Here is an 18,820-nt window from a genome sequence, read left to right as displayed (position 1 = left end):
CGGTTCGTACGGACGGGCGAGACCAGGGCAAAGTCTACCGGCGGTCCTCCTCCTCCCGCGGGGCCTCTCGGCGACGGGAGCGCGGAAGGACCCGCAGGGCGTCCCCTATGTCCCCCACTTCCAGCACCTTCATGCCGGGTGGGACCTTTCCGGGATCGCCCGGTACGAGCGCGTGCGTGAACCCCAGACGGTGTGCTTCGGCCAGTCGCCGCTGGACCCCGGTGACCCGTCTGACCTCGCCCGCGAGTCCCACTTCGCCGATCGCCACCAGGTTCTTCGGCAGGGGGGTGTCGCTCGCGGCGCTCGCCAGGGCCAGGGCCACCGCCAGGTCGGCGGCCGGCTCGGAGAGTTTCACCCCGCCGACGGTCGCGGAGTAGATGTCCCGCTTGCCCAGGGCGCTGATGCGGCCCCGCTGCTCCAGGACGGCCAGCATCATCGAGACGCGTGAGGTCTCCAAGCCGGACGTCGTGCGCCGCGGGGAGGGGATCTGCGAGTCGACGGTCAGCGCCTGGACCTCCGCCACCAGGGGCCGGCGGCCCTCCAGCGTGACGGTCAGGCAGGTGCCGGGGACCGGCTCGTCCCGGCGGGTCAGGAAGAGGCCGCTGGGGTCGGCGAGGCCGGTGATGCCCTCGTCGTGCAGCTCGAAGCAGCCGACCTCGTCCGTCGCGCCGTAGCGGTTCTTGACGCCGCGGACGAGGCGCAGGCGCGCGTGCCGGTCTCCCTCGAAGTGCAGCACGACGTCCACCAGGTGCTCGAGCAGTCGCGGGCCCGCGATCGCCCCGTCCTTGGTGACATGGCCCACGAGCAGGGTGGACATGCCGCGTTCCTTGGAGGCGCGGATGAGTGCTCCGGCCACCTCGCGCACCTGGGCCATGCCGCCGGGCGCACCGTCGATCTCGGGGGAGGCGACGGTCTGTACCGAGTCGAGGATCAGCAGCGAGGGCTTGACCGCGTCCAAGTGACCGAGGACCGCGGCGAGATCGGTCTCCGCGGCGAGGTAGAGGTGGTCGTCGATGGCCCCGATGCGGTCGGCGCGCAGGCGCACCTGGCTCGCCGACTCCTCGCCGGTCACATACAGCGTGCGGTGCTCGTCGCTCGCCGCCTTGGCCGCGACGTCGAGCAGGAGCGTGGACTTGCCGACCCCGGGCTCGCCGGCGAGCAGCACGACCGCGCCGGGCACGAGTCCGCCGCCGAGGACGCGGTCCAGTTCGGGCACGCCGGTGCTGCGGGCGGTCGCCCGCCGTCCGTCGACCTGGCCGATGGGCAGCGCGGAACTCGTCACCCGGCCCGGCGCCGTCGTCCGCACGGCGGGCGTGCCGTACTCCTCGATCGTGCCCCAGGCCTGGCACTCGGGGCAGCGGCCGAGCCATTTGGCCGTCTGCCAGCCGCACTCGGTGCAGCGATAGGACGGCCGGTCCTTGGTGGTCTTCGTACGGGCAGCCATGGACGGAACCGTAGCGGGGCCCTCTGACATCGCGGGCACCGCCGGGTCGCCCCCCTCGGCAGGGCCGGGTGGACGGCGACGGATCCCGCACCCGCAGGCGCCGACCCGACCACCGCGACCCGACCACCGCGACCCGTACTCGGCGCGTCGCACGTCACGGCGTGCCGAGGGGCGCGGCGGGCTCGGATGTGACGCAGGTCGTCCCCGAGGGGCCTGCCGCACGGCATGTCTGCGCACCGGTCCGCCGACGGGTCCGCCGTCGCGGAATAGGCCATTCCGGTCCCTGTATGAGGGATCGTTTCACCCGTACGGAGTAAAAGTGCTCAAGGAGGAAGAAGGCGCCACCTGTGGGCGCCTACGGTCGCACAGGTGATGAGCAGCAGGCCGGAGACCTCCACACACGCCGGCGGCGCGCACCCGGCGCGAAGGGACTCGCGCAAGCGGGGCAGGGCGCCTCGCGGGGCGCACACGCGCACCCCGGCACAGCGGCCGCCCGGGCCTTACGACGCCCACCTGGACGGCTTGTTCACGTACTGCCTGTCCGTGTTGTGCGATCACGACGCGGCGACCGCAGCCCTGGCGGACGCGCTGGCGCTCGCCGAGCGCCGCGGCACGCGCGCTCCGCAGTCCTCCGACGACTGCCGGGCCTGGCTGTACGCCCTGGCCCGCTGGTCCTGTCTGCGCCGGCTCGCCGAGGCGCGGCGGCGCCGACAGCCCGGCCATGCCGTCGGGCGCGACGGCGGACCCCGCGGGCACAAGGACTCCGCCGACCGGCGCGCCGCCGAGGCGATCGGCGCCGCGCCCGTCTCCGAGGAGACCGAGGAGGAGCGCCGCCGGGAGCTCGCCCGGCTCGCCTGGCCGGAGGCCGCAGGCACCACCCCGGAGCAGCGCGAGGCGCTGGAGCTCGCCGTACGCCATCGGCTCGCCGCTGCGGAGGTCGCCGCCGTCCTCGGCATGGACCTCGCCGTCGCCCGGGAACTCCTCGCCTCCGCCGCCTGCGAGGTCGAGCGCACCCGCGCCGCCCTCGCCGTCGTCGAGACCGGCACCTGTCCGAGCGTCGCCCGCCTCACCGGCGACCACCGCCTGGTGCTCAGCGCCACCCTGCGCCGTGAACTCGTCCGGCACGTCGACGACTGCCCGCGCTGCCGCCGTACCGCAGAGCGCGCGGCGCCCGGCGGTTGGCCCGGCACGAGCGTGACGCCCGCGGCGCTCCCCGTCCTCGAGGCGCCCCGCGCCGCCCTTCGTGCCGCGGTGGCACACACTGCCCGCACGCGGGGCGGCGCTCCCCGCTTCGACCGGCGCGGCTTCCCCATGGACCCCAAGGACCACGCGGCCCGCCGCGACCGCCTGCGCGCGCGTGCCGTCACGACGACCGTGGTCGCCACCGTGATCGCGGCCCCCGTCATCGCCCTGTGGGCCGCCTACCGCGGCCCCCTCACCGGTGAGGGGGCCGACGGACGCCCGGCCACCGCGCGGGAGGCGCACGGCACCGACACCCTCGGCGGCGAGGGCGACGGCGGCTACGAGAACGCGGGCAACGCCAGCGCGCGGCCCGGCGCGCCCTTCGGCAGGGACGGCCGTGCGCCGGACGTCTCGGTCGAGGTCATCGGGGTGAGGAAGGGCGCGCCAGGCGAGGGACAGCTGAAGGTGGCCGCCCACAGCGACGGCACCACCACCCTCATCACGCTGACGGCGTCCGGCGACGCGCCGGTTCGCTGGTCCGTGTCCACGAAGGCCTCCTGGCTCTACATGAACCGGTCTTCCGGCACGCTCGCGCCAGGAGAATCGTTCACTGTCCGAGTGCACGTGGACCATCTCCGCGAGCCCGCCGGCTCCTGGCACGCCCGCGTGGCCGTGGCCCCCGCGGGCGCGGTGGTCACGATCGACGGGTACGGGACCGCGGGCCCGCCCGGACCCCGCCCCACCCCGGATCCCCCGGGGCCGTCCGTCCCCCCGCCGAGCGATCCGCCGTCGAGCGACCCGGACCCCACGACGAGCGAGCCGACCCCGTCGGATCCCCCGTCCTCCACGGATCCGACGCCCACCGACCCTCCGGCCTCGACCCCGCCGCCGCCCACCGACAGCGGCATGCCGAGCCCGTCCTCCTAGACGCCCGTCACCGTGGGTGAGCGGGGCGACGGGCCGCCGGCCTCAGCCCAGCGGATCCGCGGGGTGCGGCGCCACCAGCGGCAACTGCGAGGCCAGACGCTGTTCGCACAGTTCGGCCAGCCGGTCGTACCCCGCCTTGCCCATCATCTCGGTCAGCTCGGCCCGGTACGAGACGTACACCGGGTCGCCCGCGCCGTGCGCCGATGTGGCCGAGGTGCACCACCAGTGCAGGTCGTGGCCGCCCGGACCCCAGCCACGGCGGTCGTACTCGCCGATGGACACCTGGAGCACCCGGGTGTCGTCGGGTCGTTCGATCCACTGGTACGTCCGCCGGACCGGCAGCTGCCAGCAGACGTCCGGTTTGGTCTCCAGCGGTTCGCGGCCCTCCCGCAGCGCGAGGATGTGCAGCGAGCAGCCGGCGCCGCCGGGGAACCCGGGCCGGTTCTGGAAGATGCACGATCCCTGGTAGGGCCGGGTCTGCCGGGAGCCCTCGTCGTCCTCCGCGACCCAGCCGGTCTCCATGCCCACGTCATGGTTCTGCCAGATCTCCGGCGTGAGTCGTGCCACGTGCTCGGCCACCCGCTTCTCGTCGTCCTCGTCCGAGAAGTGCGCGCCGAGCGTGCAGCACCCGTCATCCGCGCGGCCCGCCTGGATGCCCTGGCAGCCGCTCCCGAAGATGCAGTTCCAGCGAGAGGTCAGCCATGTCAGATCGCACCGGAAGACCTGCTCGTTGTCGGCCGGATCCGGAAACTCCACCCATGCGCGTGCGAAGTCGAGTCCCTTCTCATCGCTCACCTTCGGGACCTTCCTGGACGCCTTCGCCTGCGAATCCTTCGAGCCCTTGGAGGATTTGTCGGACTTCGCCTTTTTCGTCTTTGGCACGCATCCAGGGTAAGTGGCTCCGGCCCGCATCGGGGACGGCGGACCGTCGCACTGGCAGTAGCGTTCCGTACATGAGACTCGGTGTCCTCGACGTGGGTTCGAACACGGTGCATCTGCTGGTGGTGGATGCCCACCCGGGCGCGCGCCCGCTGCCCGCGCACTCGCACAAGGCCGATCTGCGGCTCGCCCAACTCCTCGACGGCGGCGGGGCCATCGGACATGACGGTGTGGACAAGCTCATCGCGGTGATCCTCGACGCCCTCCAGGCGGCCGAGGACAAAGGTGTCGTGGAGATCCTGCCGTTCGCGACCTCCGCGGTGCGCGAGGCCAGCAACGTGGACGAGGTCCTGGCCCGGGTCAAGGACGCCACCGGTGTCGAGCTGCAGGTGCTGACGGGCGAGGAGGAGGCGCGGCTGACCTTTCTCGCCGCCCGCCGCTGGTTCGGCTGGTCGGCGGGCAAGCTGCTGGTCCTCGACATCGGCGGCGGCTCGCTGGAGATCGCCTACGGAATCGACGAGGAGCCCGACGCCGCGGTGTCGCTGCCGCTGGGGGCCGGGCGGCTCACGGCGGGCTGGCTGCCGGGCGATCCGCCGGACCCGGCCGATGTGAAGGCGCTGCGCCGCCATGTGCGGACCGAGATCGCGCGGACCGTCGGCGAGTTCAGCCGCTTCGGTGCGCCCGACCATGTGGTGGCCACGTCCAAGACGTTCAAGCAGCTCGCCCGTCTCGCCGGGGCGGCCCGGTCCGCCGAGGGCCTGTATGTGCAGCGTGATCTGAAGCGGCAGTCCCTGGAGGCGTGGGTACCGCGGCTCGCCGGGATGACGGCCGAGGAGCGCGCGGACCTCCCGGGCGTCTCCGACGGCCGTGCGGGCCAGCTCCTCGCCGGGGCGCTGGTCGCCGAGGGCGCGATGGACCTGTTCGGGGTGGAGACCGTCGAGATCTGTCCGTGGGCCCTCCGGGAGGGCGTGATCCTGCGGCGGCTCGACCACATGCCGGCGGCGTAGACCGCTTCGAGCATGTGCCGGCGGCGTGGACCGCTTCGAGCATGTGCCGACGGCCTGGACCGGTCGGCCGGCTCCCGTTGTCCGCCCGAAGCCGGGGCGGCCGAGGGGAGCCCGCCGGCAGGACTTCGGGCCGGCGAAGGGTTCCCGCCGTCTCCGCTCTTGATGCCCTCGGGCGGTCCGGCCGGAGCGCCCGAGGGGCGCACGGTACGGGCAGCGGCGACATCCGGCCGCTGTGCGCCTTCCCACAGTCCCCCGGCCCCCGAGCGGCCCTCCATGTCAATGCGCCGCCCCGTACCCTGTCCCTCGTGGCAGATCCAGTGGTGCGCATCCCGGATGCGAAGGTCGCCCTGTCGACGGCCTCCGTCTATCCGGAGTCGACCGCGACGGCCTTCGAGATCGCGGCGCGCCTCGGGTACGACGGGGTCGAGATCATGGTGTGGACCGATCCCGTCAGCCAGGACATCGATGCGCTGCGCCGGCTCAGCGACTACCACCGGATCCCCGTTCTCGCCGTCCACGCCCCCTGTCTGCTGATCACGCAACGTGTGTGGTCCACCGATCCGTGGATCAAGCTGCAGCGGGCCCGCGCGGCCGCGGAGCGGCTCGGCGCCGGCACGGTCGTCGTCCACCCGCCCTTCCGGTGGCAGCGGCAGTACGCCCGCGACTTCGTCGACGGCGTCTGGCGCATGGCGAACGAGACCGATGTGCGGTTCGCCGTCGAGAACATGTATCCCTGGCGCTACCGCGACCGCGAGATGCTCGCGTACGCCCCCGACTGGGACGTGACGAGGGACGACTACCGTCACTTCACCATCGATCTCAGCCACACCGCGACGGCCCGCACCGACGCCCTGGAGATGCTCGACCGCATGGGCGAGCGCCTCGGCCACGTCCACCTCGCCGACGGCAACGGTTCCAACAAGGACGAGCACCTGGTCCCCGGCCGCGGTGTCCAGCCGTGTGCGGAGGTCCTCGAGCGCCTCGCGCTCACCGGCTTCGACGGGCACGTCGTCATCGAGGTCAACACCCGCCGGGCCATGTCGGCCGCCGAGCGCGAGGCCGACCTCGCCGAGGCCCTCGCCTTCACGCGTCTGCACCTGGCGTCGGCCGTGAAGGTGCCCCGAGGATGAGCGAGGTGCTCGGCCGGTGACCGAGGCGACCGGAGCGGGACGCGTGCGCCGCGGCAGGGGACGGCCCAGTCGTACGGAGACGGCGGCGGCGCCCGCCACCCGTGACCGCATCCTGGAGTCGGCCCGCGAGGAGTTCTCCGAGCGCGGCTACGAGAAGACCTCCGTGCGCGGCATCGCCAAGGCGGCCGGGGTGGACTCCGCCCTGGTGCACCACTACTTCGGCACCAAGGAACAGGTCTTCGAGGCCGCCATCGAGGTCGCCTTCGCGCCCGCCCTGGAGGCGCCCGAGGCGTTCGCGGACGGGCCGCCGGAGGGCGTCGGCGAACGGCTGACCCGCTTCATCCTCGGCATCTGGGAGAACCCCACGACCCGTACGCCGCTGCTGGCGATCGTCAGGTCGGCCGTGAACAACGACACGGCGGCCGCCGTCTTCCGCCGTCTGGTCGCCGCACAGCTGCTGAGGCGCATCGCGGGCCGGCTCGACGTCCCGGACCCGGAGCTGCGCGCCGAACTGGCGGCCGCGCAACTGGTGGGGCTCGCGATGCTGCGATACGTGATCAAGGTGGAGCCGCTGGCGTCCGCGGATCTGGAACAACTGGTGGCGCGGGTGGCTCCGGTCGTGCAGGGCCATCTGACCAACCCCTGACGCGCGCTCGGCGCACCCCGGCGCAGGGGGTGCACCGGGCCCCGGTCGACCGAGACGCGCATCCCGTATTCCGGACACTTCAGTCCGGCCCTTGGAGCACCGGCGTACGCTCGACAGAAGTCAGAACTCTCCGAAGGAACGAGCGACGATGCCCGAGCTGAGGTCCCGCACAGTCACCCACGGCCGCAACATGGCGGGCGCCCGCGCCCTTATGCGGGCCTCCGGTGTACCCGGTGCGGACATCGGACGGAAGCCGATCATCGCCGTCGCCAACTCCTTCACGGAGTTCGTGCCGGGCCACACCCACCTCCAGCCGGTCGGCCGGATCGTCAGCGAGGCGATCAGGGAGGCGGGCGGCATCCCGCGCGAGTTCAACACCATCGCGGTCGACGACGGCATCGCCATGGGCCACGGAGGCATGCTCTACTCCCTCCCCTCGCGCGACCTGATCGCGGACAGCGTGGAGTACATGGTCGAGGCACACTGCGCCGACGCCCTGGTCTGCATCTCCAACTGCGACAAGATCACCCCGGGCATGCTGATGGCGGCCCTGCGCCTGAACATCCCGACGGTCTTCGTCTCCGGCGGCCCGATGGAGTCCGGCCGCGCCACCCTGGTCGACGGCACGGTCCGCACCCTCGACCTGATCGACGCGATCGCCGACGCCGCCAACGACAAGATCTCCGACGAGGACATCCTCCGTATCGAGGAGAACGCCTGTCCGACGTGCGGCTCCTGTTCCGGCATGTTCACGGCCAACTCGATGAACTGCCTGACCGAGGCCATCGGACTGTCCCTGCCGGGCAACGGCTCGGTCCTCGCCACCCACACCGCCCGCCGGGCGCTGTACGAGGACGCGGCCCGCACCGTGATGGACCTCACCCGCCGCTACTACGAGCACGACGACGAGACGGTCCTGCCCCGCAACATCGCCACGTTCTCCGCCTTCGAGAACGCGATGGCGCTCGACATCGCGATGGGCGGTTCCACCAACACGATCCTGCACCTGCTGGCGGCGGCCCAGGAGGCCGGCGTGACGTTCGGCCTGACGGAGATCGACGAGGTCTCGCGCCGGGTGCCCTGCCTGGCGAAGGTGGCCCCGAACGTCGCCAAGGACCGCACGTACTACATGGAGGACGTGCACCGCGCCGGCGGCATCCCGGCCCTCCTCGGCGAGCTGCACCGCGCGGGCCTGCTGAACGAGGACGTCCACGCGGTCCACAGCCCGTCCCTCGCGGACTGGCTCAAGACCTGGGACGTCCGCGGCGGCTCCCCCTCCCAGGAGGCGGTGGAGCTGTGGCACGCGGCGCCCGGCTGTGTGCGTTCCGCCGAGGCGTTCTCCCAGTCGGAGCGCTGGGAGTCCCTGGACGAGGACGCGGAGGGCGGCTGCATTCGCTCGGCCGAGCACGCCTACTCCAAGGACGGCGGTCTGGCGGTCCTCAGGGGCAACCTCGCGGTCGACGGCGCTGTGGTCAAGACGGCGGGTGTCGACGAGTCGATCTGGACCTTCGAGGGGCCCGCGGTCGTCTGCGAGTCGCAGGAGGAGGCCGTTCAGAAGATCCTGACCCAGCAGGTCAAGGAGGGTGACGTCGTCGTCATCCGGTACGAGGGCCCGAAGGGCGGCCCGGGCATGCAGGAGATGCTGTACCCGACCTCGTACCTGAAGGGCCGGGGCCTCGGGAAGGCCTGCGCGCTGATCACCGACGGCCGCTTCTCCGGCGGCACGTCGGGTCTGTCGATCGGCCACGCGTCCCCGGAGGCGGCCTCGGGCGGCACCATCGCCCTGGTCCGGGACGGCGACCGGATCCGTATCGACATCCCGAATCGCACGATCGAACTCCTCGTGTCCGACGAGGAGCTGACCACCCGCCGTGACGCCCTGGACGGCGTCTACGCCCCCGCGAACCGCGACCGCAAGGTCTCGGCCGCGCTCCGCGCCTACGCCGCGATGGCGACGAGCGCGGACAAGGGCGCTGTGCGGGATGTGAGCAAGCTGGGCTGAGGGCTCACTGCCGAAGGGCCGCCCCCTCGGGGGCGGCCCTTCGCCATGTCACCAGCGCGACGGATCGCGTCCGTCCACGGCGAAGACGGTGCCGTCGGGGGCGGAGGCGTAGACGTGGCGGTCGGTGATCACGGGCCGGGTCAGGTCCGCCGCGACCTTGTCCGAGTCCGTACCCATCCTCGGCGGGGTCTGCCCGACGAGTCTTCCGTCGTGAGCGTCGACGGCAAGCAGCCGTCCGTCGGCGGCGGTCAGGTACACATGGGTGCCGTCGGCGACCGGCGCCGATCCGAGGCTCACGTTCGTCTCGAGGCGCCACAGTTCCTTGCCCGCTTCGATGTCGACGGCCACCAGTGAACCGCCTGACGCCAGGAGATAGACGACGTTCCCCTGCACGGTTGCCTGGACCTCCAAGGGGCGGCCGGCCAGAGGCACCCGACGCGTCACCTCGGAGTCCGGGGCGTAGCGGACGACGGCCTCTGCGTCCTGGAACTTCCCGATGGACAGGAGGAGGACCGATCCGTCCCGCGCTCCGACGGGCTCCAGGTTCCCCTTCAGCCGCGCCTCCCAGCGCACGGCACCCGTGCCGGGATCCAGAGCGGTGACCTGCGTGTGTGTGCCGTCGTCGGAGGTACTGGTGGCGTACGCCAGTGGGTCCCCGGCGAACGAGGAGAGGGACGGCAGGGTGTAGCTCCGGATGTGCCGGGTCCACGTCGTCTCGCCCGTGGCGCTGTCCACGCCGGTTACCGCTCCGTCAGCTCGGCTGAGCAGCAACATGCCGCCGACGTACTCAAGTGCGCTCTGCGCCGGCACTCGCTGCTTCCAGCGGGTCCGCCCCGAGCCGGGATCCAGTGCCTCCGAGGGCCGGTCGTCGGTTCTCGTCAGATGCACGAGCCCACCCGACAGGACGGGAGGTCCTTGCGGACCGCCCTCGCTGAGGGAGCGCCGCCACAGCAGGGTGCCGTCGGAGGGGGAGAGGGCGAAGACCGTGTCGCCCTGCGCGCAGAGCAGTTTCCTTTCTCCATACGAACAGCGAGGCGCCCCCGATCCGTCGGACACCGGCTTCGCCTCCCACGGTGTGAAGTCGGACGTCGTGGTCCGAGGACCGGTCCGGGCAGCCGTGGGGCGGCCGTCGTCGAGCATGTGGGCGGCGGCGAAGGTGCTGCCCGCGAGCAGGACGAGCGCTCCCATCGCCACGGCCGTCCGCCTGCGGAACGCGGAACGCCGCTTCGGCTTCTCGGCCACGGGCTCGGGACCCGGCGTCTCGACGGTCCGTGGTGCCGGTATGAACGCCTGCGTGTCGTACGAGGCCGCAGTCGACCTCAGTTCCCGCATCAGCTCGTCGGGGGTGGGTCGGTCCTCGGGCTCCTTCGCGAGGCATCGCAGCACCAGTGGCGCGAGATCCTTCGGCACACCGGTCAGGTCCGGGTCGTCGTGCACGACCTGGTACGCGACGACGTACGGGCTGTCCGAGTCGAACGGGCCGCGGCCCGTCGCCGCGTGCACGATCACGGACCCGAGGGCGAAAACATCGGCTGCGGACCCGACTTCACGGGGCCGCCGGAACTGCTCGGGAGCCATGAAGGGAGGGGTGCCGATCAACTTGCCGGTCTCGGTCCGCAGCTCGCTGTCCTTCGGCCGGGAGATGCCGAAGTCGATGACCTTCGGCCCGTCCTCGGCGAGCAGGACGTTGCTCGGCTTGAGATCGCGGTGCACGACTCCGACACGGTGGATGTCGCGCAGCGCCTCGGCGAGGCCCGCCATCAGCCGACGCAACTGCGCCGCGGGCATGGGGCCGTTCCGCTTCACATGATCCGACAGGGTCGGGCCGGGGATGTACAGCGTGGCCATCCACGGCCGTTCGGCCTCCGGGTCGGCGTCGACGACCGGCGCGGTGAAGGCACCGCTCACCCTGCGGGCCGCGGCCACCTCCTGCCGGAAGCGGCCTCTGAACTCGGGGTCCTTGGCGAAGTCGGCGTGCACGACCTTCACCGCGAGCTTCATCCCCGTGGTGCCCCGGGCCAGGTGCACCACGCCCATGCCCCCGGAGCCCAGGCAGGACTCCAGGCGGTAGTGCCCGGCGTACTCGGGAAGTTCCGCTTCCGGGCCCGGTCCGGTGTTGCGCTGTGGCGACATGGACCACCCCCGTGCTGTTCTTTCGCGCGCGTCGCACGGAGCCTAGTCGATGACTCGTACGAGACAGAGGCGGCTTGCTAGCCTCCGCGTGCGAATTGCATACGTGTGTTTCACGGCGTGATTCAAGGGAATCAACGGGACCCCATGGCATTCATGGGGTCCAACGGGGGAGGTTTTCCATGTCTGTTGACCGTGTTGAAGAGGCCGAGGGCGGCGTCGACTCGGCCGAGGCCGTCACGAAGGCCGCGGCCGTGCGCTACTACGCGGTGGCACCGGGTGTTCGGCTCAACGTCCGCAGCGGTCCGGGTACCGGTTACCCCATCGTCCGTGTCCTGGCCGAGGGCGCGCAGGTCCCGGTCTACTGCCAGTCGCCGGGTACGACGGTGTCGGGCTACTACGGCACGTCGAACATCTGGGACAACGTCAGCAACGGCGAATACGTCTCGGACACCTACGTGCACACCGGCAGCGACGGCTACATAGCCTCGCGCTGCGCCTGAATCCGGAATCGAGAGGGTACGCATGACATCTGGGAGACGAAGGTTCCTCCTCCTGGCCGGAGCCACCGGAGCCTTCCTCATGGCCTTGGGGTCTCCGGCTTCTGCCACGGCCGACGCACTGCGCTACTACCCCGTCGCCCCGGGCGTCCAGCTCAATGTCCGCAGTGGTCCGGGTACGGGCTACAGCGTCGTGGGCCAGTTGCCGGCGGGCGCCAAGGTCGCGATCTTCTGCCAGTCGCCGGGTACGACGGTGTCGGGTTACTACGGCACGTCGAACATCTGGGACAACATCGACAGCGGCCAGTACGTCTCCGACGCCTACGTGAACACAGGAAGCGACGGATACGTCGCCGTGCGTTGCGGCTGACTGCAAAGGGTGGGGGCCCTCCCGCGCCCGGAGTGATAATCGACGCGTGAGCGACGAGAACGGCACCCCGGACACGCCCAAGGGCCCCCGCCCCGAGTCCCTGCGTTTCTTCGGCACGACCTGGCTGAACCACGACGACGGCTACGCGGCCCGCCGTGCGGCCGTGTCCGCCGGCTCGCTCGTGGCCGCCGCCGTGTCCTGCCTCGTGCTGCGCTTCGCCTACCAGGGCCTGGAGATCGCCGACATCGGCTCGGCGGTGACCGTGCTGGTCGTGCTGATGTTCGCGGCGTGCAGCGCACTGGCCTTCAACCACACCTGGGGGTCCTTCAGCCGGCGTCCCGACCCGGAGCGCCAGGCATCGCTCCGCGGTCTGCTGGCCATCGGTTTCGTCGGCTCCCTGCTCGCGTACTTCCTCCGCTCCCTGACCGAGGCCCCCGGTGAGAAGCTGCACCGGGACGAGTACGAGAAGGCCCGCGCCGAGCACGAGAAGCGGTCGTCCCGGCGCACGGGCAACCCGTCGCGCAAGCGCCGTTCCTGACCCGTCGGGCGTCACCTGCTCCGGAACCCGCCGCCGAACCCGCCGTCCCGATCCCCATGGCCCGTCAGGATGGACGTATGACCGTCTCCTCCCACGCCACCCGAGCCCGCTCCTTCGACGCCGCGGCGGCCCAGTACGCCGCGAACCGGCCGTCCTACCCGCCCGCCCTCTTCGACACCCTGGAAGAGCTCGCCGGCCGTCCTCTCGCCGGCGCGCGTGTCGTCGACATCGGGGCGGGCACCGGTATCGCGACCGGTCTCCTGCATGCGCGTGGTGCGGACGTGGTCGCCGTGGAGCCCGGCGACGGCATGGCGGCCGAGTTCCGCCGCGGCCTCCCCGGCGTCCCCCTCCTGCGCGGCGACGGCAACGCCCTCCCGCTCGCCACTTCGTCCGCCGACTTCCTCACCTACGCCCAGGCCTGGCACTGGACCGACCCGGCCCGCTCGGTGCCCGAGGCCCTGCGGGTGCTGCGGCCGGGCGGGGCCCTCGCGCTGTGGTGGAACATGGACGCGCAGGACGTGCCGTGGATCGCCGCCCAGGCCGACCGGATCAGGCGGTACTTCGGCGCCGAACACGCCTCCAAGAGCGGCGCGGGCGGCACGCGTACGGAAGCCGCTTTCGAGGGTGCCCCCGGGATCCCGCGCCACACCCACCGTGTCGTCCGCTGGAGCCGCAAGGTGTCCGTCGACACCCATCTGGCCAACGTGGGCAGCCACTCGATCTTCCTCGTCCTCGGCAAGGAGCGTGCGGACGCGTTTCTCACCGAGGAGCGGGAACGCCTCCTCGAGACGTTCCCGGACGGCGTCGTCGAGGAGGTCTACGACGTGTTCCTCGTGGTCGCCGACGCGTCCTGACCGCGCGCGGCGGCCCATCCCTCGAGCGCCGCCGCACACGCGTGGTCCAGGTGCCCGAGCCTGTCCGGTTCCACCCGTACGTCCCGGTCCCGCGGCAGCGTCCCCGGCGCGTCCGACGGTTTCGGCAGCCGCGGGAATGCGGCGTGCCCCCGTACCCGTACGACGATCCCCTCGGCCCTCAGGTCCTCGGTCTCCGCCTGCACATGGCTGATGTCCCACGCCGTCTTGGTGACGTCCGGCACCGGCCCGATCGGCACACCTTCGAAGAGGTTGCCGACCACGATCGCGACCGCTGTCACGGTGAGGACGACGACCGCCTCCCCGCGGTGCGCCCGCCACAGCACGCCCGTCTCGCGCAGCGGCACGAGTGCGCATCCGGCGTGCACGCGCAGTCCGCGAGCGCGGCCACCGGGATCACCCCGAGCGCCCGGGGCAGGAGTGCGGTGAAGACGAGCAGCACGCGCCTTGCAGCACCCGTGACGCCTCGGTCCGCGGGTCGGCGCGCACGTTCGCGGCACTGTGGACGATCACGGCGGTCATCGGCAGGGTGCCCGGCAGGCCGTGGACCGCGATCCCCACCCCCGTGCCATCAACTCCCGGTCGTGGTCGGCCCGTTTCCCGCGGTGCAACCGGTCCACCGCCGCCGCACCGAACGGCGATTCCGCGGACGCGATGAGCGCGAAGGCGGCCACCGCCCCGAGGACGCCCACTTCCGTGAGCCGGCCGAGACTTTCGGGCGGCGGCGGCCGTACGGCAGCCAGCAGGCACGGACCTCGACGCGGTGCACCGGAGTTCGAGGACCGCGGTCACGGTCGCCGCCGGCCCCACCGCGAGCAAGGGCACCGGCACGGCACGGGCTCCGCGCCGCCATCGTGGCCAGAGCATCAGGACGAGCACGGTCGCTGCACCGACCGCAAGCGCCGCCGGGTCGAGGTGCTGTGGGAGGGCGACCAGTCCGGTCAGTGTGGCGAGCCTGCTCGCGGGCGCACGTCACCCAGTGCGTACACCTGCCCGGCGGCCAGCACCAGTCCGATCCCGGCGAGCACCCCCTGGACGACGGCTGCGGACACCGCTCGGAACCACCGTCCCAGCCGCCCTGCGCCGAGGGCCAGTTGCACCAGCCCGGAGCCGCGCACGAGTACTCCGAGCACATCAAGGCCGTACGACTGAACGGCCTTGTACACGAGCCGGTCAGCCCGGCCGTGGGCCCGCTGACCTGCAGGCTGCTGCCGGGCAACGCGCCGGCCATCAGTGCGCCGACCACTCCGGTCACCAGTCCCGGTTCGGCCGGTACTCCGGATGCCACGGCGACCCCGATGCACATGGGGGGCGCCACGAGGAACACGACGAGGGACGCGGACGGATCGGCTTGGGTACGCCACGGCGCATGACGACGGCACCTCCGGCCGACGGCGTCGCGCCTGGGTGCCGCGCCGGGGGAGGGCACGACGGACCTGCGCGGCATATGACCGGCTCCGATCACCCCGCCGAGCGCTTGCGCCGTCCCACACAACGGGCTTGACGGTCACCATCACCGCGCGCAATATTCATCGAGTGATGAATATCAGTCCTCCGCGCCCGCCCGGCGACCCGGAGCCCGAGTCCGGCCCGGCCGTCCGGGCCGAACACCTCACCGTCGTACGCGGCCCCCGTACGGTCCTGCGCGGCCTCGGCTTCACCGTCCCCCGCGGCCGGATCACCGGCCTGCTCGGCCCCTCCGGGTGCGGCAAGTCGACGCTCATGCGCGCCGTCGTCGGAACCCAGGCCAAGGTGACCGGCACCCTGGAGGTCCTCGACCGCCCCGCCGGCGACGCCCTTCTGCGGTCCCGTATCGGCTATGTCACCCAAGCCCCCTCGGTCTACGGCGACCTGACCGTCCGGCAGAACCTCGAGTACTTCGCCGCGATCCTCGACCCCGGACGCGCCGCCGCCGCCCGCCGCCACGAGAAGGTCACCCGGGCCATCGCCGACGTGGACCTCGGCTCGCACGCCGACGCCCTCGCCGGCAACCTCTCCGGAGGCCAGCGCAGCCGCGTCTCCCTCGCGGTCGCGCTCCTGGGCACCCCGGAGCTGCTGGTCCTGGACGAACCGACGGTGGGCCTCGACCCGGTGCTGCGCCGCGACCTCTGGGCCCTCTTCCACAGCATCGCGGCCGAACGCGGCGCCACGCTCCTCGTCTCGTCCCATGTCATGGACGAGGCCGAACGCTGCCACCGACTCCTGCTGATGCGCGAGGGCGAGATCCTCGCGCAGGGCACCCCGGACGCCCTGCGGACCCGGACCGGCACGGACACGGTCGAAGAGGCGTTTCTCCACCTGGTCGACGAGGCGGCGGCGAAGACGGCCGCCGGAAAGGAAACGGTCCGATGACCACCACGACACCGCGGCCGAACGTGAGTGCCCTGACCTTCTCGCGTACGACGGCGACGGCCGTCCGGGTCCTGCGCCAGCTGCGCCACGATCCGCGCACCATCGCACTGATGATCGTCATCCCGTGCCTGATGCTGTTGCTGCTGCGCTACGTCTTCGACGGCAGCCCGCGCACGTTCGACGCGATCGGCGCCTCGCTCCTCGGCATCTTCCCGCTCATCACGATGTTCCTGGTGACCTCGATCGCGACCCTGCGTGAACGCACCTCCGGCACCCTGGAACGGCTCCTCGCGATGCCGCTCGGCAAGGCCGACCTGATCGCGGGTTACGCGCTCGCCTTCGGCACCGTGGCCGTCGTCCAGTCCGCCCTGGCCACGGGCCTCGCGGTCTGGTTCCTGGGCCTGGACGTCACCGGTTCCCCCTGGCTCCTGCTCCTGGTGGCCCTCCTGGACGCCCTCCTGGGCACGGCGCTGGGCCTGTTCGTCTCCGCCTTCGCGGCCTCGGAGTTCCAGGCGGTCCAGTTCATGCCCGCGGTGATCTTCCCTCAGCTGCTGCTCTGCGGACTGTTCACACCCCGTTCCGCCATGCACCCGGTCCTGGAGGCCGTCTCCGACGTCCTGCCCATGTCGTACGCGGTGGACGGCATGAACGAGGTCCTCGGGCACACGGACATGACGGCGACGTTCGTCCGCGACGCACTGGTGGTGGCGGGGTGCGCGCTGCTGGTCCTGGGGCTGGGGGCGGCGACGCTGCGGCGACGGTCGCAGTGAGCGGGGGCCGCGACGGCGGCCCGGCACGGCAGTCCGCCCACCGGACGATCGAGCCGGGCCGCCGCACCCGGTGCGAGGATGAACCCGGACGACGCAACCCCCGGAGGGCACTCGCACCATGACCCAGAAAGTCGCAGTCCTCGGCACCGGAAAGATCGGCGAAGCGCTGCTCAGCGGCATGATCCGGGGCGGCTGGACGCCCGCCGACCTCCTCGTCACGGCCCGCCGCAAGGAACGGGCCGGGGAACTCCGCAGCCGCTACGGCGTCACCCCGGTCACCAACGCCGAGGCCGCGAAGAGTGCCGACACGCTCATCCTCACGGTCAAGCCCCAGGACATGGGCACGCTCCTCGACGAACTCGCCCCGCACGTCCCCACCGACCGTCTGGTCATCAGCGGTGCCGCCGGCATCCCCACCTCCTTCTTCGAGGCACGGCTGGCCGCCGGCACCCCGGTCGTGCGCGTCATGACGAACACGCCCGCCCTCGTCGACGAGGCCATGTCCGTCATCTCGGCCGGAAGCCACGCCACCGAGGCGCATCTCGCCCACACCGAGGAGATCTTCGGCGCCGTCGGCAAGACGCTCCGCGTCCCGGAGACCCAGCAGGACGCCTGCACCGCGCTGTCCGGCTCGGGTCCGGCGTACTTCTTCTATCTGGTCGAGGCCATGACGGACGCCGGCATCCTGCTCGGTCTGCCCCGCGACAAGGCCCACGAACTGATCGTCCAGTCCGCGATCGGTGCGGCGGTGATGCTGCGCGACAGCGGCGAGCACCCCGTCAAGCTCCGTGAGAACGTCACCTCCCCCGCGGGCACGACGATCAACGCGATCCGCGAACTGGAGAACCACGGGGTGCGGGCCGCACTCATCGCCGCGCTCGAAGCCGCCCGCGACCGCAGCCGCGAACTGGCCTCCGGCAACAACTGACGTCGCATGCCCACCGCCGGGGACCCGGTGGTGGGCACCCGACCTTCAGACCGCCGGCAGCAGTCCGATCGCCCGGTAGGCCGTGTCCACCAGCGGCCGGGCCATCCCTCTGGCCCGTTCCGCCCCGGTCCGCAGCACCTGGTCCACGTGTCCCGGGTCCGCGCACAGGGCCCGGTGCCGTTCCTGAACCGGCCGCAGCACCTCGACCACGGCCTCCGCGGTGTCCTTCTTCAAAGCGCCGTAGGACGTGTAGGCACCGCTCAGCTCCTCCGGGCTGCGGCCTTCGCACGCCGCCAGGATCTCCAGCAGGTTCGCCGGGCCCGGCCGGGCCTCCCGGTCGTAGACGACGTCCGAAGCGCTGTCGGTGACGGCTCGCATGACTTTCTTGCGCACCACATCGGGTTCGTCGAGCAGATAGACGATCCCCGGTCCCGAGTCCTCGGACTTGCCCATCTTGGACGTCGGGTCCTGCAGGTTCATCACCCGCGCCGCGACCTTCGGATGGGTGGCCCTGGGCACCACGAACGTGTGCCCGTAGCGCTGGTTGAACCGCACCGCCAGGTCCCGGGCCAGCTCCACATGCTGGGCCTGGTCGTCACCCACGGGCACCTCGTCGGTCCCGTACGCCAGGATGTCCGCCGCCATCAGCACGGGATACGTCAGCAACGACAGCCGGACGCTGCCACCCCGCTCCCGCTCGCGCGCGGCCTTCTCCTTGTACTGGATCATCCGCCGCATCTCGCCGTCGGTGGCCACGCACTCGAGCAGATACGACAGCCGGGCGTGCTCGTCCACGTGGCTCTGGACGAACACGGTGCACCGCTGCGGATCGAGTCCGGCGGCGAGCAGCAGCGTCGCGGCCTGCCGACTGAGCCTGCGCACCCGTGCCGGATCGTGGTCCACGGTCAGGGCGTGCAGATCCACGACGCAGAAGAGCGCGTCGGCCTGGTGCTGGTCCACCTCGGCCCACCGGCGCATGGCGCCGAGGTAGTTCCCCAGCGTCAGATGTCCGGTCGGCTTGATCCCGCTGAAGACCCGTGTCATCTCTTCACCTCCTGGTAGGGGCCGCCTCGACCGGCCGGCCGATCCTCCGGAGGGAGATACGAGAACGGCCGCCGAGGCGGCGGCCGTTGAACGCATACG

At 71.9% G+C, this 18,820-nt stretch carries 16 protein-coding genes and 1 pseudogene; 12 read left to right on the top strand and 5 right to left on the bottom strand.

Translation table 11 applies throughout. From position 1 onward, the window contains the following. Positions 1-34: 34 nt before the first annotated feature. A complete protein-coding gene (gene radA, locus ACSHXN_RS18870; protein WP_355131031.1) occupies positions 35-1,444 on the bottom strand; it encodes a DNA repair protein RadA in 1,410 nt (469 codons plus the stop codon). A gap of 369 nt (positions 1,445-1,813) precedes the next feature. Between radA and ACSHXN_RS18865 the strand changes: the two genes are divergently transcribed. Beyond that, positions 1,814-3,553 carry a BACON domain-containing protein gene (locus tag ACSHXN_RS18865; RefSeq protein ID WP_438303395.1) on the top strand — a complete coding sequence of 580 codons (1,740 nt, stop codon included), beginning with the start codon at positions 1,814-1,816 and terminating at the stop codon, positions 3,551-3,553. Positions 3,554-3,595: 42 nt separating this feature from the next. Here the strand turns inward: ACSHXN_RS18865 and ACSHXN_RS18860 are convergent, their stop codons facing one another. Further along, entirely contained in the window at positions 3,596-4,435 is an 840-nt protein-coding gene (locus ACSHXN_RS18860) for a hypothetical protein (RefSeq protein WP_355131028.1), read from the bottom strand. Positions 4,436-4,506: 71 nt separating this feature from the next. On the opposite strand from ACSHXN_RS18860, the gene ACSHXN_RS18855 reads away from it, so the two are divergent. The 4 genes from ACSHXN_RS18855 to ilvD all read left to right on the top strand — a co-directional run bounded on the left by ACSHXN_RS18855 (position 4,507) and on the right by ilvD (position 9,217). After that, a complete protein-coding gene (locus ACSHXN_RS18855) occupies positions 4,507-5,439 on the top strand; it encodes a Ppx/GppA phosphatase family protein (RefSeq protein WP_355131026.1) in 933 nt (310 codons plus the stop codon). A gap of 305 nt (positions 5,440-5,744) precedes the next feature. After that, positions 5,745-6,569 carry a sugar phosphate isomerase/epimerase family protein gene (locus tag ACSHXN_RS18850; RefSeq protein WP_355131024.1) on the top strand — a complete coding sequence of 275 codons (825 nt, stop codon included), beginning with the start codon at positions 5,745-5,747 and terminating at the stop codon, positions 6,567-6,569. Between the two features lie 16 nt (positions 6,570-6,585). Next, a complete protein-coding gene (locus ACSHXN_RS18845) occupies positions 6,586-7,215 on the top strand; it encodes a TetR/AcrR family transcriptional regulator (RefSeq protein ID WP_355131022.1) in 630 nt (209 codons plus the stop codon). Positions 7,216-7,363: 148 nt separating this feature from the next. Next, positions 7,364-9,217, top strand: coding sequence for a dihydroxy-acid dehydratase (gene ilvD, locus ACSHXN_RS18840; RefSeq protein ID WP_355131020.1), 1,854 nt, complete (start codon positions 7,364-7,366; stop codon positions 9,215-9,217). Between the two features lie 48 nt (positions 9,218-9,265). On the opposite strand, the gene ACSHXN_RS18835 is transcribed toward ilvD, so the two are convergent. Beyond that, entirely contained in the window at positions 9,266-11,350 is a 2,085-nt protein-coding gene (locus ACSHXN_RS18835) for a serine/threonine-protein kinase (protein ID WP_438303393.1), read from the bottom strand. 179 nt (positions 11,351-11,529) lie between these two features. Here ACSHXN_RS18835 and ACSHXN_RS18830 point away from each other — a divergent pair, with 179 nt between their 5' ends. The 4 genes from ACSHXN_RS18830 to ACSHXN_RS18815 all read left to right on the top strand — a co-directional run bounded on the left by ACSHXN_RS18830 (position 11,530) and on the right by ACSHXN_RS18815 (position 13,609). Continuing rightward, positions 11,530-11,850: an SH3 domain-containing protein gene (locus tag ACSHXN_RS18830; protein ID WP_355131016.1), complete on the top strand. Its 321-nt coding sequence runs from the start codon at positions 11,530-11,532 to the stop codon at positions 11,848-11,850. A gap of 79 nt (positions 11,851-11,929) precedes the next feature. Next, on the top strand, positions 11,930-12,217 hold the full coding sequence (locus ACSHXN_RS18825) for an SH3 domain-containing protein (RefSeq protein WP_355131014.1): 288 nt from the start codon (positions 11,930-11,932) through the stop codon (positions 12,215-12,217). 46 nt (positions 12,218-12,263) lie between these two features. Beyond that, positions 12,264-12,755 carry an EamA/RhaT family transporter gene (locus ACSHXN_RS18820; protein WP_355131012.1) on the top strand — a complete coding sequence of 164 codons (492 nt, stop codon included), beginning with the start codon at positions 12,264-12,266 and terminating at the stop codon, positions 12,753-12,755. A 77-nt stretch (positions 12,756-12,832) separates the two neighbouring features. After that, positions 12,833-13,609 carry a class I SAM-dependent methyltransferase gene (locus ACSHXN_RS18815; RefSeq protein ID WP_355131010.1) on the top strand — a complete coding sequence of 259 codons (777 nt, stop codon included), beginning with the start codon at positions 12,833-12,835 and terminating at the stop codon, positions 13,607-13,609. On the opposite strand, the pseudogene ACSHXN_RS18810 reads toward ACSHXN_RS18815, so the two are convergent. Then, positions 13,573-14,933, bottom strand: a pseudogene (locus tag ACSHXN_RS18810) (SulP family inorganic anion transporter). The gene ACSHXN_RS18815 and the pseudogene ACSHXN_RS18810 overlap by 37 nt on opposite strands. A 233-nt stretch (positions 14,934-15,166) precedes the next feature. Between ACSHXN_RS18810 and ACSHXN_RS18805 the strand changes: the two are divergent. The 3 genes from ACSHXN_RS18805 to proC all read left to right on the top strand — a co-directional run bounded on the left by ACSHXN_RS18805 (position 15,167) and on the right by proC (position 17,677). Further along, complete coding sequence (locus ACSHXN_RS18805) at positions 15,167-15,979, top strand: ABC transporter ATP-binding protein (RefSeq protein ID WP_438303392.1); 813 nt, start codon at positions 15,167-15,169, stop codon at positions 15,977-15,979. Then, the gene (locus ACSHXN_RS18800; protein WP_355131006.1) at positions 15,976-16,749 is read left to right on the top strand and encodes an ABC transporter permease; all 774 of its coding nucleotides are present in this window, start codon (positions 15,976-15,978) and stop codon (positions 16,747-16,749) included. The genes ACSHXN_RS18805 and ACSHXN_RS18800 overlap by 4 nt, the downstream gene beginning before the upstream one ends. Positions 16,750-16,867: 118 nt before the next feature. Next, the gene (gene proC, locus ACSHXN_RS18795) at positions 16,868-17,677 is read left to right on the top strand and encodes a pyrroline-5-carboxylate reductase (RefSeq protein ID WP_355131004.1); all 810 of its coding nucleotides are present in this window, start codon (positions 16,868-16,870) and stop codon (positions 17,675-17,677) included. 45 nt (positions 17,678-17,722) lie between these two features. Here proC and trpS read toward each other — a convergent pair whose 3' ends face one another. Further along, positions 17,723-18,721, bottom strand: a complete 999-nt coding sequence (gene trpS, locus ACSHXN_RS18790; protein WP_356109280.1) for a tryptophan--tRNA ligase — start codon at positions 18,719-18,721, stop codon at positions 17,723-17,725. Positions 18,722-18,820 lie beyond the last annotated feature (99 nt).

The organism is Streptomyces sp. HUAS TT11 (assembly GCF_051553595.1).
In the GTDB taxonomy this organism is placed as follows: Bacteria; Actinomycetota; Actinomycetes; order Streptomycetales; family Streptomycetaceae; genus Streptomyces.
Note: the sequence above shows the minus strand (reverse complement) of the source record. Positions and strands in the feature narration are given on the sequence as shown.

What these genes read in the sequence shown, in the direction of transcription:
- ACSHXN_RS18800 (WP_355131006.1), top strand. Translation starts at nt 15,976, where the DNA reads ATGACCACCACGACACCGCGGCCGAACGTGAGTGCCCTGACCTTCTCG.
- ACSHXN_RS18805 (WP_438303392.1), top strand. Translation starts at nt 15,167, where the DNA reads ATGAATATCAGTCCTCCGCGCCCGCCCGGCGACCCGGAGCCCGAGTCC.
- proC (WP_355131004.1), top strand. Translation starts at nt 16,868, where the DNA reads ATGACCCAGAAAGTCGCAGTCCTCGGCACCGGAAAGATCGGCGAAGCG.
- ilvD (WP_355131020.1), top strand. Translation starts at nt 7,364, where the DNA reads ATGCCCGAGCTGAGGTCCCGCACAGTCACCCACGGCCGCAACATGGCG.
- radA (WP_355131031.1), bottom strand. Translation starts at nt 1,444, where the DNA reads ATGGCTGCCCGTACGAAGACCACCAAGGACCGGCCGTCCTATCGCTGC.
- ACSHXN_RS18815 (WP_355131010.1), top strand. Translation starts at nt 12,833, where the DNA reads ATGACCGTCTCCTCCCACGCCACCCGAGCCCGCTCCTTCGACGCCGCG.
- ACSHXN_RS18835 (WP_438303393.1), bottom strand. Translation starts at nt 11,350, where the DNA reads ATGTCGCCACAGCGCAACACCGGACCGGGCCCGGAAGCGGAACTTCCC.
- trpS (WP_356109280.1), bottom strand. Translation starts at nt 18,721, where the DNA reads ATGACACGGGTCTTCAGCGGGATCAAGCCGACCGGACATCTGACGCTG.
- ACSHXN_RS18825 (WP_355131014.1), top strand. Translation starts at nt 11,930, where the DNA reads ATGGCCTTGGGGTCTCCGGCTTCTGCCACGGCCGACGCACTGCGCTAC.
- ACSHXN_RS18855 (WP_355131026.1), top strand. Translation starts at nt 4,507, where the DNA reads ATGAGACTCGGTGTCCTCGACGTGGGTTCGAACACGGTGCATCTGCTG.
- ACSHXN_RS18830 (WP_355131016.1), top strand. Translation starts at nt 11,530, where the DNA reads ATGTCTGTTGACCGTGTTGAAGAGGCCGAGGGCGGCGTCGACTCGGCC.